Source organism: Nocardioides gansuensis, from assembly GCF_003076135.1.
Lineage (GTDB): Bacteria > Actinomycetota > Actinomycetes > Propionibacteriales > Nocardioidaceae > Nocardioides > Nocardioides gansuensis.
In genome coordinates this window covers 62,384-77,142 of sequence record NZ_QDGZ01000012.1, presented here as the reverse complement: position 1 = coordinate 77,142, position 14,759 = coordinate 62,384, and the positions used below count along the sequence as shown (strand labels likewise).

At 70.9% G+C, this 14,759-nt stretch carries 8 protein-coding genes; 2 read left to right on the top strand and 6 right to left on the bottom strand.

Translation table 11 applies throughout. The annotated features are described in order from the left end of the window. Positions 1 to 5: 5 nt before the first annotated feature. Positions 6 to 746 (top strand): hypothetical protein, encoded by a 741-nt coding sequence (locus DDE18_RS21070; protein WP_116574328.1) that lies wholly within the window; start codon positions 6 to 8, stop codon positions 744 to 746. A gap of 93 nt (positions 747 to 839) precedes the next feature. Here the strand turns inward: DDE18_RS21070 and DDE18_RS21065 are convergent, their stop codons facing one another. The 3 genes from DDE18_RS21065 to DDE18_RS21055 all read right to left on the bottom strand — a co-directional run bounded on the left by DDE18_RS21065 (position 840) and on the right by DDE18_RS21055 (position 6,374). After that, entirely contained in the window at positions 840 to 2,231 is a 1,392-nt protein-coding gene (locus DDE18_RS21065; RefSeq protein ID WP_116574326.1) for a sensor histidine kinase, read from the bottom strand. Between the two features lie 35 nt (positions 2,232 to 2,266). Then, a complete protein-coding gene (locus tag DDE18_RS21060; RefSeq protein ID WP_165821284.1) occupies positions 2,267 to 2,917 on the bottom strand; it encodes a response regulator transcription factor in 651 nt (216 codons plus the stop codon). A 799-nt stretch (positions 2,918 to 3,716) separates the two neighbouring features. Beyond that, positions 3,717 to 6,374, bottom strand: coding sequence for a tetratricopeptide repeat protein (locus DDE18_RS21055; protein WP_165821283.1), 2,658 nt, complete (start codon positions 6,372 to 6,374; stop codon positions 3,717 to 3,719). Positions 6,375 to 6,537: 163 nt separating this feature from the next. Between DDE18_RS21055 and DDE18_RS21050 the strand changes: the two genes are divergently transcribed. Beyond that, entirely contained in the window at positions 6,538 to 6,918 is a 381-nt protein-coding gene (locus tag DDE18_RS21050; protein WP_133241295.1) for a hypothetical protein, read from the top strand. Positions 6,919 to 7,149: 231 nt separating this feature from the next. Here DDE18_RS21050 and DDE18_RS21045 read toward each other — a convergent pair whose 3' ends face one another. The 3 genes from DDE18_RS21045 to DDE18_RS21035 are packed head-to-tail and all read right to left on the bottom strand — an operon-like array spanning position 7,150 to position 14,758. Beyond that, positions 7,150 to 8,682: a phage baseplate assembly protein V gene (locus DDE18_RS21045; protein ID WP_116574319.1), complete on the bottom strand. Its 1,533-nt coding sequence runs from the start codon at positions 8,680 to 8,682 to the stop codon at positions 7,150 to 7,152. Next, positions 8,682 to 10,349: a hypothetical protein gene (locus DDE18_RS21040; RefSeq protein WP_116574317.1), complete on the bottom strand. Its 1,668-nt coding sequence runs from the start codon at positions 10,347 to 10,349 to the stop codon at positions 8,682 to 8,684. The genes DDE18_RS21045 and DDE18_RS21040 overlap by 1 nt, the downstream gene beginning before the upstream one ends. Continuing rightward, positions 10,346 to 14,758 (bottom strand): hypothetical protein, encoded by a 4,413-nt coding sequence (locus DDE18_RS21035; RefSeq protein ID WP_116574316.1) that lies wholly within the window; start codon positions 14,756 to 14,758, stop codon positions 10,346 to 10,348. The genes DDE18_RS21040 and DDE18_RS21035 overlap by 4 nt, the downstream gene beginning before the upstream one ends. Position 14,759: the final 1 nt, after the last annotated feature.

Sequence of the window (14,759 nt, the reverse complement as noted above, 5' to 3'; positions counted from 1 at the left end):
CACGGATGGTCACGCGGACACGGATCGGTGCCAGCTCCCTGGCTGCCGTGCTGCTGCTCACGGCTCTCGCCGGCTGCAGCGGGGACGACGAGGACGGACCCGACGTGAAGAACACCGACCTGGCCGTGGAGGCCGAGGACGCAGCCTTCGGCAGCTTCGTGGGCGAGGTGTCGGGCACGAAGGCCTTCGTGGCCGTCGTGGCGACACCTGCCCAGGGCGGGAAGGACGCCGGCGCGGTCCAGGTCTACATCTCCGACGGCAGGGGCGTGAGCGAGTGGTTCTCCGGCGACCTCTCGGACGGCGGCTTCGTCGCGACGTCCGATGACGGCGACGCAGAAGCAGAGGGGCAGCTGAGCGCCGGCTCGGCGACGGGCACCGTCGTTCTTCCTGGGGGCAAGAAGGGGAGCTTCGAGGCAACCCCGCCGTCCGGTGGGGCGGGCCTCTACGAGCTGTCGGTCTCGCCAAGCGGAGAGCTCAGCGGCGCCTCCGCAGCCGGACTGGCCGTCAAGGGTGAGATCTCGCTCGGGAAGCGTGGGACCGGCAAGCTCAGGCTCGTCGATGGCAAGCGCCTCGACATCGCCCTCGTCCGGAAACGAGGGGGCGAGCTCGGTCATCTGCGCGCGGGTCAGGTCCGGCTGATCGTCCTCTCGGACGGCGGACTGCGGGGCGTGGCCAAGGCTCGGCCGGCGAACGGCGGCGGCTTCGAGTTCTTCATCCGCTCCGCCCAAGCCCGGATGCGCGGATGACCTGATGGCACGTTCACGTGAGCAGCCGGGACCTCGTTGCGCCGAGGCTGATCGGTTGCCCGGGACGGCACCCGTTCCGGCCGATCCGGCTGATCACCGGGGAACCAGCACCACCACCCGAGTCCCCTGACCTGGCGACGAGCCGATCTCGAGCGACCCACCGAGCGACTCGGCACGCTCGCGCATCGAGCGGATCCCGAAGCTATGGGGCGACCGGGGAGCAGCAGGGTCGAACCCCTTCCCGTCGTCCTCAATCTCCAGGGTCGGCGGATTGCCCCGCAGCTGCAGATGCACTCGCGTCGCACCGCCGTGGCGCACCGCGTTCCCCACGGCCTCCCGAGCGATGCGGATGAGCGCGTCGCGCCATTCGGCCAGTACGTCCGCATCCGGATCCAGGTCTAGAACGAGTTGGACGCCGACGCGGTCGGCCACGTCCTTGGCAGCGTTGCCGACCGCCAGGTGGAGCGGTTCGTGGGCTTCCCGGTTGAGTGCCGCAATGGCTCCCCGTGACTCGTCGAGCGCCCGGTCGACGGCATCAGCGATGCGTTCGACGGCCGACTTCAACGGAGCCTCTGATACCCGTCCGCAGAGCCATCCGGTCTGGGAGGAGATGTAGGCGAGCTCCTGCACGACACCGTCATGGAGATCTCGCGCCACCCTGCGCCGTTCAGCGTGCACAGCCGACCGGACTAGGGCGGCCTCGAGGTTGGCGATCTCGCTGACTGCGCCGTACCAGAACGCAGCCACGGCGCAGATCCACAGGAACTCCCCGCCGTAGATCAGCTCCGTGAATCGAGACGGGATGAGGGCATAGTAGACAAACGCACCGGCCGCGATCGTCGCACCGATGCCCATCCAGCCGATGAAGCGGTCGGAGGTGCGGTCGGCAAGCCGGGCGAAGGCCACTGCGGCAACCGCGTAGCCCAGCGCTGTCAGCAGGTCGATCGCGATCTTGATCGGGTGCCCGCTCAACAGCTCCAGCTCGGTGACCGTGTCCGGCTCCTCTGGTAGCTCCGGGAACGCATGCGGGAGCGCGTCGCCGATCAGGACAGCAACGATCGTCATGGCCACGACAACCCCGCAGCCGAGCAGCACCACGAGGGCCGCACGGCCGGCCGAGTTGTCGATCCTACGGTCGGAGAGGACGGCCGCCGACGCCAGGACGCCCGCACCAAGCACCCCGCTGACCGCGGTGCCCCACACCACCGGGTCGGTTCCCCGGATCGGGTCCTCCTCGAACATCGCCAGCACGGCGAACAGGCCGTTCTTGGACGCCAGGATGACCACACCGCCCATCAACAGCAGGTTGCGTCGCGACCCGTCACTCCGGAAGCGTCCCAGCAGCACCGACGCCAAGAAGATCAGCACCAGCGCGTCAGCAGTCTCCAGCGCCACGTGGAAGCGGCGATTGCCCGCACTGGGGTCGAAGTCGACCACCTCCAGCAGCACCGAAAGCACGAGGCACAGGCCGACCGCGCCGAGCACCGCCCCTCGCATTCCGACCCCTCGCACGACCCCCATCAGACGATGCGATCTCGCAACGCACGGACCGCGATCTCCCCGCGGTTCTCAACGTGCATCTTCATCACGACGTCAGAAGCAAGGCGCCGCACGGTGCGCTCCGTGATGCCCATCGTCTCCGCGATCACCGCTGGCTTGTCGCCTTCGGACAGACGCGTCAGCACCTCGATCTCCTGGTCCGTGAACCGCGCACCGCCAGCGCGCCCACGTGTACGCCGTACATACTCCAGGAGACGCAGCGAGACCCGAGAGGACAGGTAAGCACCACCCGCAGCCGCCTCTGCGATCGCCGTGACAACGTCCTCCACGGGTCCGTCCTTGAGAACAAAGCCCCGAGCCCCGGCGAGAAGCCCTCCGAGCACGTCGTCCGACTCCTGACTCACGGTGAGCATCACGACCGGGGTCGACGGATAGCGCACGCCCAACGCACGCGTCGCCTCGATGCCACCCAGGCCGGGCATGCTGAGGTCCATCACCACGACGTCGGGTTTCGTCTCCCCGACCACTCCGAGAACAGCCTCTCCGGTGGCCACGTCAGCGACGACGTCCAGTCCACTCTCCTCGAGCAGTCCGACCAGCCCATCACGATAGAAGGTGTGGTCGTCCACCACGACAACCCGCAACGCGCCGGTGCGTGATGACTCATCCATGTGCGCTCTCCCGGGTGTCCCCACCTGGTAGGCACCATACCGGCGGACCAGGTGCCATCGCATGGTTTTCCTCCGGCGTTCGCCCGGAGCGCCCAGATTGAGGCCGCCGGCGACGGAGCTTCGCGAAACGCCGCAGGCTGTCCAGCAGGAGGTGACGAACGGAGCGCTCCTCGTCGCCTCCGGCAGTCGCGCAGAGGGCCGGGGTCAGCTTTTGGCCACTTCACGCTCAATCAGCGGTTCAAAGTCAGGGGGTCGCAGGTTCAAATCCTGTCAGCCCGACCGAAGAAGACACTCTCACCTGCGGATATAGATGATCAGCGATGAGTTCCATGTGGGTCCGAATTGGCCGTTAGGACGCACATCAGCGTCAGAATCCGCTCTTTGCGGCCGTTTGCGCTCCCCCGCCGGATTGTGCGCAAACATGCTCTGGCCTGCAGGAATGACAACAGGTCGGCCTTGCTTCCCCTTGTCTCTTCCTGCTCCGATTCGCGGATATACGCGCCTCAATCCGCGTCCAAAAGTGCGTCCACCCTCGAATCTCGACAGAGCGGAAGCGCCAGTGAGTTGTGGCCGGGGCGCGCACATGCACACCACCATCGCACCGGTCGGCTGGGCTTCTGAGACTCTTCATCGTGCAGTCTTGACGTTGTGTTTCCCCTCGTTCGTGCCCCGACGAGCGCCGGCGGAGCCACTGCAATCCTGACGCTCATCAACTGCAGCACCGGGTCTCTGTGGCTCGGCGGGGTCGCCTGGTGGCAGATGGACTCATCGAACCGGCGGCGGTGCTTGACGAGTGTTATCAGTCGGTGAGCACGTCCTCGATGGCGTGCTTCGTGGCCTGCTCCAAGGTCATCGCAGAGCCCTTGGTCCACGCCTCCTCGTATGCCGTTCTTCCCAACGCTGCGCGCGTCTGTTCGACCCAGGCGTCGAGCTGGCGACTGTCTGCCGGCGAGCCCGGGAGCCCGAGTTGCGTACGTCCCTCGCTGGCGGCCGCCGCCAGCCGAGCCGCCGCTGCCCACAGTTCTCGCGCGACCGCAAGGCCCACCGTCGACTCCAGCGTCTGGATCACACCGTCGGGATCCCCGACGGTGCCAAACGAGGTGAGGGCGTCCCGAAAGAGCTGCTGCGCAGCTTCGACCGCTCCGCCCAGTACGTGCGCCAGGCCGAGGTTGACCGACGTGCAGGCGGCGCCCCACGTGTCCTGGTTGGACCGGTCGAGCGTGAGCGCCTCGGCCAGCACCGCCCGCGCCTGCGCCCAGTCACCACGGTCCAGATGGAGGATGCCAAGGTTGTTCAGCGCCGTAGAGAGCCCCTTCTGATCTCCGGTGCGCCGACGGATCGCGACCGCCTCGCGGACGTACCGCTCGGCATCGTCTACCTGCCCGGCCGAACGCGCGACCACCCCCAGACTGTTGAGACACCGGGCCTCACCCGCGGCATCGCCGAGCTCCCGGTACAGCGCCAGCGCCTGGACCATGAGATCGCGAGCGCGGTCCAGCTCCTGGCGCACCTCGTACATGACGCCGAGTTCCCGCAACGCCTGCGCCGCGACCTGGGGCGGCGGATCATCCGCGGCGGCGAACGCGCGCTCCAGCCACGCGGCGCCTTCGCTCGCCAGCCCGTGGTGGTACCAGTAGGCGCCAAGAGCCGCCGCCAGCCGGAGTGCCTTCTCCCCCGCTGGGGCGCCGCCCCTCACGCTGCCCTCGAGCCACAAGGCCAGCGCCGCCCGCACGTTGTCGTACTCCCGCGCCGCGATCTCCTCGTCGGCTGCAGCTCCCTGCTCGATCCCGCCGGCCAGCAGCTCCAGCATGTGCCCGGCATGGCGCTGGCGAAGCTCCAGGTCATGGACGGGGTCATCCGCGAGGCGAGCCAGCGCGTACTCCTGGATACTCTGCAGCATGGTGAAGCGTGGTTCGCCGTCCCGGTCCTCACGTTGGACGACCAGGCTGTGGTCAACCAGCGCGGTGACCAGGTCGAGGGCCTCGGTGTCGGTCGTGACAACAGCCACGATGCTGTCCCACCGGGCGCCGCCCCTGAACACGGCCAGGTCGAGGAAGAACCGCCGTTCCTCTTCAGAGAGCAGCAGGTAGCTCCAGTCGATGGTCGCGCGCAGGGTGCGATGCCGTAGGGGCGTGTCCTTGCTTCCGCTAGTGAGGAAACCCAGGCGGTCCCCCAGACGGGTGACCAGAGCCTGCGGTGGGAAAAGCCGGGTGCGGGCCGCGGCCAGCTCGATCGCCAGTGGCAGCCCGTCGAGCATCGTGCAGATCGCGGCCACCGCCGCGGCGTTCTCCTCGGTTACCTCGAAGCCGCGGCGGACCCGGCCGGCGCACTCGACGAACAACTGGACGGCTTCCGACGCGGTCACCTCGGTCAGCGATGTTCCGGTCGGGAGCGTCATGGGCGGGACGGCGTACTCGTGCTCGTCTCTCAAGCCCAGGAGGATGCGGCTGGTTGCCAGGACGGTCAGACCGGGGCACGCGGCCACCAGGTGCCCGATCGCCTGCGCCGCGTCGATGACCTGCTCCAGGTTGTCGAGCAGCAACAGCATCGACCGGTCGCCGATGTAGGACTCGACCAATTGCCCGGCGGGCCCATCGCCGTCGATTGCCACTCCGAGCACCCGGGCGACGGCGGGCACCACATCCGCAGCATCGCTCACGGAGGTGAGATCGACGAAGTAGACGCCGTGTGGATGCTCCCCCCTCAGGTCGAGGGCCACCGCACTCGCCAACCGGGTCTTGCCCGCCCCACCTGGGCCGGTGACGGTGACCAGCCGCACGTCGGAGCCGGCCACCAGCTCTCGTAGCTCGCTGCGCTCCCGGTGCCTTCCGACGAGCGCGGCCGCGCGGCGCGGCACGTTCGTCGAAGGAAGCAGGGACTTCAGGGCCGGAAAACGGTGAGGCAGGCCCTCGATGTCCAGCTGAAGGAGGTGCTCCGGCGCGGGTAGATCCTTGAGCCAGTGACTACCAAGGTCATTGGCCGTGACACCGTCGGGCAGCTGATCGGCAACGTGGTCGCGCACCAGGGCGGAGATGAGGATCTGGCCCCCATGGCCCGCGCTCGCGATCCGGGCTGCCCGGTGCACGTCGATGCCGACGTAGTCGCCGTCGACGACTACCGGCTCACCGGTGTGCAGGCCCATCCGGACCTTGATCGGTTCGCCGTGCGGCCAAGGATATGAATGCAGGGAGCGCTGCGCCTCGACGGCCGCCGCGACCGCCTGACGAGGAGAGGAGAAGGCGGCGAAGAACGCGTCCCCCTCGGTAGTGACCTCGTATCCCTCGTGCGCGGCGATACAGGAGCGCAGCAGTCGATGGTGGATGCTGAGCACTTCGCTGTACGCCGCACCCAATCGGCTCAGGAGCCGTGTCGAGCCCTCGATGTCGGTGAACAGCAAGGTGACGACGCCCTCGGGAAGCCGCCGCGCCGACGAACTGGACAGATGATCCGTCGTCACAACCATCACCCTAGGACTCAGCGAAGCCCACGACCACGCCTGTTCGAGTCATCTGCTCCTGATCCCCACACCCGGTGGTCCTTCATGGCCAGTAGTTCAACAGGGGGGTGCGCCAGCGACTCGACCTTGTGTCCGCCGTTCAGCGGTTCCTGAGATGGTCCGGGTGACCCGACCCGGAGGGCGCGTGCTGATCACGGCGTACGGCGACCCCTCCCAGTTCGAGGCACTGCACTACTTCCTCAGCGCCACCCGAGCGGTGGTCCCTGACTTCGAGGGCCCCGCGGAGGACGAGCCGTTCCTGGAGTTCCAGGTCGCCGACCCAGACGTGCTCCGACAGCGGCTCATCGACGCCGGCCTGCGGGACGTCACGGTCGACACCACCCAGAAGGAGCGGGTGGAGGTCCGCAGCGGACGGCAGTTCTGGGACTGGACACTGGGCGGCAACCCGATCCCGGGGCTGCTGGTCGCCGACCTCACAGAGAGGCAGCGCGCCGACATCATCGGGGTCGGCACCAAGGAGACCCGCGTTGACGGTGGCCGATGAAACGGAGACGATTCCGACGCTGATGGGCGCGGCTCTTCCAGCACGCCGCTAAGCCGACACAAGCCCTGGGGACGCGGTGCGCCTGATCGCGAATGTTGATCGCGAGCAAGAGAACCACTGCCGTCTGATGCGATGAAGGAACCAGGCCTCGTCCGTGACAGGTGCGCGTAGATATCCAGGTCGTCTTGGCGACTCCTTCGGTTCTGCCACCAGGGACGAAGCAGCCCACTCCTACCAGACGTTTCCGGCGCCAGGTGTGTACGACGAGGCCACGACGCTGTTTGTGATCAGTTGGTCGGACTTGAGGATGCCCGTGTGGTCAGCTGTCGACGATTCGACGCGCACATTGCCAGCCTTGAGCGTCAGGGTGCCCCCGCACTCGAGCGTCAGGTCTGCCCCCGACCTGATCATCTGCCCGCCTGAGCTCTCTTGAAGAAGGTTCCCCACGGACCGAAGGGTGAGCTCGTCCTCGCTCTCGAGGCTGAGTCCACCCGCCGCGGCGTCGTCCCAGGTGGCTCCCGTCCAGATCGGCTTCAGCACGTCACCGCCCTCAAACTCCACCCACACCGAGGCTCCGACCTCCGGCAGGCGGAGCAGGGCCTGCGGCACCGGGGGCAGGCACGCTGCAGCCCATTCGGCGGTGACGGAGGCCACCGGCACCTCGACCTGGAGCCGGCCCTCCCCCAGAGGGTCGGCGGCATCGACGACGGTTCCGCGGTACTTGCCGAAGAAGGCCATGGTGTTCTCCTCGTCGGGATCGATCGGGTTGGGTTCGAGATCGGGCTGGGGCACGAGCGGGTTGACCGACGCCGCCTTCTGCGGCTTGATCACGGTCTCGCGGAACTGGCTGCGGTTGCTGATCGAGACTTCCTCCTCGATCACCTGGCCGAGGACGGCGACCCACGCCACCCAGGTCGGGGGCTGGCCCGGCTGCTTGGCGAAGTCGGTCGGGCCGACGGTGATCGGCACGGTGGTGTCGTCGGTGGTGCCGGAGGGCAGCACCGCGCTGGAGCCGCTGACCGAGGTCGCGACGGGGTCGTCCCCGGTCGACAGCGACTCGCTGAAGAAGAACGTCTTGGCCTGCACGGCGGTGGCGGTCTGGGCGGCCGCCTTGATCGCGGCTTCCACCTCCGCGCCGCCGCGCGGCTTGAACTTGGTGACCGCCTTGGTGACGAAGGCGGTCCGCACCGGTGCCCAGTTCGTGGTCTTCGTGATGTCCGAGGTGTGGTTGGCGGCCCAGGTGCGGGCCAGCCGGTGCTCGAAGAGCGTGCCGGTGTGCCGGAACACGGCGACTCGCACGGGTGCGTAGATCGTCAGCTCCGGCCCGAAGAGCTGGCCGAGCAGCTTCATGAACTCCTCGTCGCGACCGACGTCGCAGCCGTAGAGCACCACCTTGGTCGCCTTGGTGACGGCTGGGGGGCCGAGCACCGCAGGGTAGCCGCCCGAGCCGGGCGAGGCCAAGGCCGCCTTGAGGGTCTCCTTGGTGATCAGCCCGCCATCCTTGTCCCGGCGGGCGTCGCTGATCGGGAACTCGAGCGACGAGAAGCCGGTCGCGTGGCTCACCAGGTTGATGACCGGGAAGATGTCATCGGTCCGGGCGCGCGCCCGGAGGTCCTTGAAGACGTCCTGGAGCGTGGTCGCCGGGTCTCCCGCGGCCGTCGGCACCACGGTGGAGTCGGGCCGCGCCGAGAAGTAGCCCTCGGCTTCGTGGAAGTAGCCAGTCGTCCCGGGGTCGCGATCCATCAGGTAGATGATCTCGCCCATCACGTCCCCCGTACGTCGAGCGCGACGTCGAAGGCCAGGCCGCTGTTGCCCTCGCCCCGGCCGGTCGCGACCGAGCGCGCGCACCACACGTGCCGTCCGCCGTCGGCGGAGCGGGCGAGGTACCAGCGCCGGCGCACCGTGACACCGGCCGGCCCGACCTCTTCCTCGCACAGCACCTTCTGGCGCAGCTCGGCCAGCACGCTCGAGCGTGGGGCGGTGAGCACCGGGATGCCCCACGTGTCCGGCCGCGGCAGGAGCGCCTGGACGAGGCCGACCGCACGCCGTTCCTGCTCGACGTGCTCCAGGCCCTCGCGGTCCTCGTCGAGGTGCGCCGGGATGAACGGCACCCAGTGCTTCGGCACGTCGGTCATCAACCGGTAGAGCAGCTCGGCGTCCACGGGCAGCTCCGGCACCGGGGCCGCGGACGCGGCGTACTCACCGATGACGTCGTGCGTCACCCCGGCTGCGTCGGTGACGACCGCCTCCAGCCCCCACACGAGGTTGGCGTTCTCGTCGCGGACGAACCGCACCTCCTCCACGACCTGGCCGGCGAGGCGGGAGACGGTGACCGGAGCCACGAGGAGATGCGGGGCGGACGCCGGACCGCTCGGCACGAACATGGACCATGTCGGGTCGTTGGCCACGTGGACGAGCTCGTGCTCCCCGAACGTGTCCCGGACGAGCACCTCCGGCACGGTCGCGACGGTGCCGTGCTCGGCCGGGATCGGGAATGTGAACCAGTCGTTGCCGTAGGTCGCGCTGAACTCGACCAGCGCGAGGCGGGCGAGGTCGTGGGTTGCCGCGTCGATGCGGTGGAGGGCGATCTGCGCGTCCTCGAACTCCCAGAAGCGGTTGTTGGGCATGCCGGGGAAGGACAGCCTGCTGGGGATCCGGCGGTGCCACTCCCCCGCGGTGGGCGTTGGCCAGGCCTGGAGCTCGTGGGCCGCCTCGGTGAGGTCGAGGTCGAGGGCGTCCACGGTGTCGCGGGTGTGTGCGGGCGCGGTGAGTACGACGTGCCCGCCGGTGCTGAGCTCGAACCGTCGCTCCAGCCGCTCGGGCATCCAGGTGGCGGGTCCGGTGCCGAACGTGGTCCGCACCCAGGCGGCGTACTCGTCGAGGACGGGGCGCGCCTGCGACGCCCGGGCGGCCGTCGTGCCGAGGGCGGTGCCGACGGCGTCGTCGGAGTCACCGGCCACGCCGTCGTAGGCGGCGGCGACCTGGATCCCGTCGGGATAGCGCGCGGCTGCCCTGGCGAGGAGGCGGGGGGCGTCGGGACCGACCTCGATCGGCGCGGAGTCGCGCAGGTCGGAGACCGTCGCGGCGGGCAGCAGGGCGGCGAGCCGCCGCCCGGCGTCGACGCGGTCGCGAAGCCCGGGGGCCGGAGCCGCGGACTCCCCCGCCACCACGGCCTCCAGGACGTCGCGGTCGGGGTCGTAGGGCAGCACGTCGTCGGTGTCCACAGGACGCCAGCCGTCGAGCCGGTCAACCCGCATCCGGACGGACACCTGGATCGGACTGCCCGTGTCCTCCCCGGCGAGCTCGCCGAAGTGCCGCTGCCTGGCCAGGCCCCACAGCGGGTCGTGGACGGGCGCGGCGAGCCCGCGGCCGGGGTCGCCCTGGCGGCTGATCGGCTCGACCCGGTGGAGCGCGTAGACCCGGATGCTCACAGCGCCCCCTTCGCGACGTAGCGCTGCGGGAACTCCACGCGCTGGCGCAGGATGTCTCGCCACCGCTGGTCGTCGTCGTACTCCGAGATGTAGACGGCCGGCAGCATCGCGGGGACGCGGCGGCTCGCGTCCAGGTCGACGAGCCGGCACTCGGCCAGCTCGAGCGCCTCATCGATCACCGAGAACAGCGACTCCTGCGTCCAGGCGGCGCCGAGGTCGCCGGGGACCGCCAGCAGGATGGTGTTCGGGGCCCGGGAGTCGGGCGAGGACAGGTTCGCCGCGATCGCTCCTGCACCCGCCCGGTCCGGCACCGCCTCGACCCAGGCGTCGACCTCGATGCCGACGACCTCCTGGGCTGTGTGCGCCCCGTCGTCCTGGACGGTGACGAACGAGACGACCGGCTGCCGGCCGAGGGCGCCCGGGAACGCCCGGCCGACCCAGCGCCGCGCGTCGGCCAGCTGCTCCGCCGTGGGGTTCGCCGAGACGGCGCCCGCGACTGCGGGGGTCTGGCCCGCGCGGATCGCCACCGCGTCGCCGGTGCCACGCAGCTCGTCGTGCAGTAGGGCCTCGTCGAGTGCGTACGCCGCGTCCCGGACGCGGCCGGTGTCCTGGATCCAGCCGACCAGGTCTCCCTGGTGCAGGCCGAGGGCGTCCTGCTCGGCGGCCCATGGCGCGACGTCGGCAAGCGTCACCTTCCCGGTCACGACGCACCTGCCTCCGAACAGAGCGGAGGCGGCCGTGGCGGCGTCGCCTGCTGCGCGGGCGTCGGCCACCCGACGCTCCTTCGCCACCTCGACCTGGGTGCGGGTGAGATGCCGGTCGAAGCCCCAGGAGGACAAGGCGTCCACGTCGTCGGGCTGGAGGGCTGCGAGCTGGTCCGCCGCGACCAGGACGGCGGCGAGCGCGCCACCGTCCGCCTCACCGGCGGGGGGCTTGTCGCCGCGGGTCACCATGCTGGAGGGTGCCAGCGGCCTGCGCCCGGCGAGCGCCCGGTGCCACCGGGCGGCGTGCTCGAGCAGGTCGACGAGGTCCTCGTCCGCCTCGGGATCCAGCTGGAGCGCCGCGTCGGACAGGCTGGTCGCGTCGCGAGCCCGAGCCAGCAGCAGCGGGAAGGGATCGGTGTGCCCGGTGGAGGCCGCGTCCGCGGCCAGGTCGAGGGCCGAGAGGCCGAGGTCCGCGAGGCTGGGCCCGACCTCGGCCCCGTCCGGGCCGCGCAGGCGCACTTGGATCCCGGTGAGCGGCCCGAGCCGTCTGGCCACGAACGCGTCCGCCGCCGGGGCCAGCCGGGCGCGGGGGGTATCGGCCGCGTAGCCCGCCGGTCGGGTCGTGTCCCCGAAGACGACGAAGAGGCGCTGGTCGATGCCCTGGCCGCCGCGCGGGGTCGCGACCGTGTCGAAGGAGTCCGGTGGCACGGCGGCCCGGCCGATCATGTCGGTGGCCGCTGCCGCCCGCGCGAAGTTGGACCCGGCGAGCTGGTGCACGGCCTCGGCCAGCCCGAGGTCGGCGAGGCCGTCGAGGGCCCCCACGAGGTCGGTGATTGCGGCCGCGATGGCGGACCGGGAGTCCCCGACGTCCAGCGCCGGGGATCCGTCCGGCCTGGTCGGGATGCTGGCGAGGACGGCGTCGAGCACCGGGTCGAGGGACGCCATCGCGTCCTTGGCCAGGCGCCAGCCGTCGACGACGAGCCGCTCGCTCGCCAGCCCGGCGTTCTCGGCTGAGTCGACCCGCAGCGGGTAGAGCCGGCGCAGCTCGAAGACGGCCCAGTCGACCTCCACCCCGTTGCCGGAGGCGTCGTGGAGGGCGCGCTCGACCTGGTAGCCGAGCAGGGCGCCGAGCTGCTGGCCGTTGCGCATGCCGTCGGTTAGGGCGAGGGCCTGCCGCGCCCGGCGGGACCTCAGGTCGACCGCGAACGGCGCCTCCGCGTCCCCGGCCGGCCCGCCGTGGGCGATCCAGGCGGCGCGCAGCACCCCGGCGACCTCGGCGTGCTGGAGAGAGGGCGCCACGACGAACCCCGCGTTGGCGTCGTCCGTGACGGTGCCCTCGGGGAGGTCCGGCCGGTCGGCGAGAGTGGGCAGCAGCCGCCTGCGTACGTCGGTCACCACGCCCCAGGCACCGATCTGCAGCCCGGTGGGCCGGTCGTCCCGCAGAAGGTGGAGCCGCCTGGTCGCCAGCGAGGTCACCCACGCGTCGTACCTGTGGGAGGCGCAGTCGAGCACCTCCCCCATCAGGCGCGCGCGCCGCTCGGTGGGCATCGCGGCGAGGTCCTGGTGGGCGCCGGCGTAGGTGCGCAGCGCCTCGATGTGGCGGTAGTCGTCCAGCACGTCGATCGGGCTGGCGTCGCCGAGGATCGCGGCGATCGACTCGGCCACCGTCGCCCCGGCGCGGTCACCCTCGGGCACGCGCGTCGCCAGCTTGTCGGCGAGGGTGACCGCCTCGCCCACCCGGACCTCCGGGGTGGCGCTGACGGCCAGCTCGTCGGGGGTGGTGAGGAAGAGGGACGGCACCTGCCTGGCGGCGTACCCCTTGACCTCGGCGTCGAGGTGCGGCTCGAGGAACTCGTCCGCAAGGTTGTTGGTCACCTGCAGCGCGGCGTTGCGCAGCAGCAGGCCGAGGATGCTCGTGGCTTCCTTCGGGTCCGGGTCGGCGAGCAGGAAGTCGAGGTCGTCGTCGGTGGCCGGTGGCAGCCAGAGGTCGACGGCGTCGCGGAACATGGTGGAGACCACCGAGGGCAGCACGTTGCCCAGCCCGAGCTCGGCCACCAGCCGGCGCTCGCGGACGCCGGCCTCGGCGGTGACGCCTTCGCCGAGGAGGCCCAGGCCGTCGAGCAGGGGGCGGGTCCGGCTGGCGTAGGCAGTGCGCACCCGGAAGCGGCTCGACACCGGCTCGTGTGTGTACGCCGCGATGCCCGCCGGGGCGTCGCCCCTGCCCGCGAGCCAGAGAGCCCGGATCCGCGGCAGGAAGTCGGTGAGCCACGCCGTCACCGCGTCGTCCCCCGGGGCAGGTACGGCGCCGCGCGGCTGGATCGGCAGGACCCCGTAGGGCTGCCGACCCAGCCGGATCGCCGGCAGCGGGCCGCCGCCCCTCACCCAGCGGGTGATATGGACGTAGGCCTCGGGGAGGTGGCGCAGCGGGAAGCCGGGCTGCGCATGCATGCGCAGGTAGGGGCCCCAGGTCGCCTCGAACAGCACCCTGGCCATGACCTCGGCCTCTTCGGCATCGGCGTCCGCGGCGCCGACGAGGCCGGCGAGCGACTCGGCCGGGAGCCCGAGCGCGTGCCCCAGGACGGCGGCGTTGGAGCGACTGCCCGAGACAGGTCGGGTGGCGGGGTCCAGCCGGGCCGGGTCGGGCCTGCTGAGCCAGCCGCTCGTGGTGTCGGCCAGGTTGTTGGTCGGCGTACCGGGTGCAATGAAGCCCGCGCCGTGGGTGACCCGGTGGCGGGCGACCAGGTCACCGACCAGGGCGCTCGCCTCGTCGGGGGACATCGACACGCAGACGCCGGTCACGGCCACCTCGTCGACCACCGTGGTGCCCACCGGCAGGGCCACCTCGATCGCCATGCCCGCGGCGACGGCGGCGTCGAAGTCCGCGAGCCAGCGTGCCTCCTCGCCGAGGGCCAGGACGTCGCCGTCGGCGGCCACCGGGGCGGTCGTGCCCGTCAGGTCGGCACCCACCGCCAGGGTGTCGGCGACCGGTCCCCCGGTCGTCACCGTCGTCTGGCCGGCGGCACGCACCCGGACGAGGAACAGGTCGGGGAGCGCCCGAGCCACCGGCGCCCGGGACGTGCCGGGCGGGCGAAGTACGACCTCGGGGAAGGTCCCGTCGGGGGGCTCCAGCACGTGCCGCACCCACAGCGCGCGGTGCGGGCCGAGCCGGCCGGCGAGGACGGCCCACGCGTCTGCCTCGCCGGCGCCTGCACCGACGGACGTCCAGTAGGCCCGGCCGAGATCCGCCTCCTCCTCGCTGAGGTCAGGCTCGTGGTCGTCGACGTGCAGGTCGTCGGGATATATCCGCACCCTGAGGACGGGCGCCGAATCGGGGCCGGCGAACCGGGTCTCCAGCCGGACCGGGAACAACGCGATCGGCACGGCCTGGTCGACGCCTTCCAGCAGGCTGTCCGCCCGGCCCTCGGGAGCGACGGGAAGGCGGTCCACGAACTCCGCCAGCCCACCGTGCACCGCACGGTGCAGGTCGGTGAGACGACCGGCGATGGCGAGGTGCTCCTCCTCCGCGGTGCGCCGCTCGTCGACGGCGCGCGCGATCGCCTCGGCGTCGCCACGGCGCATCGCGTCCTGGAGTGCCGTGTCCGCAGCGGCCAGCGACCACCTGGCCCGGGCGGCGTCCTGCTCGGCGTCACCGAGTGCTGCCCGTCGGCGTGCGAGTGCTTCGCGCAGGTCGTGGAAGTCGTTCACC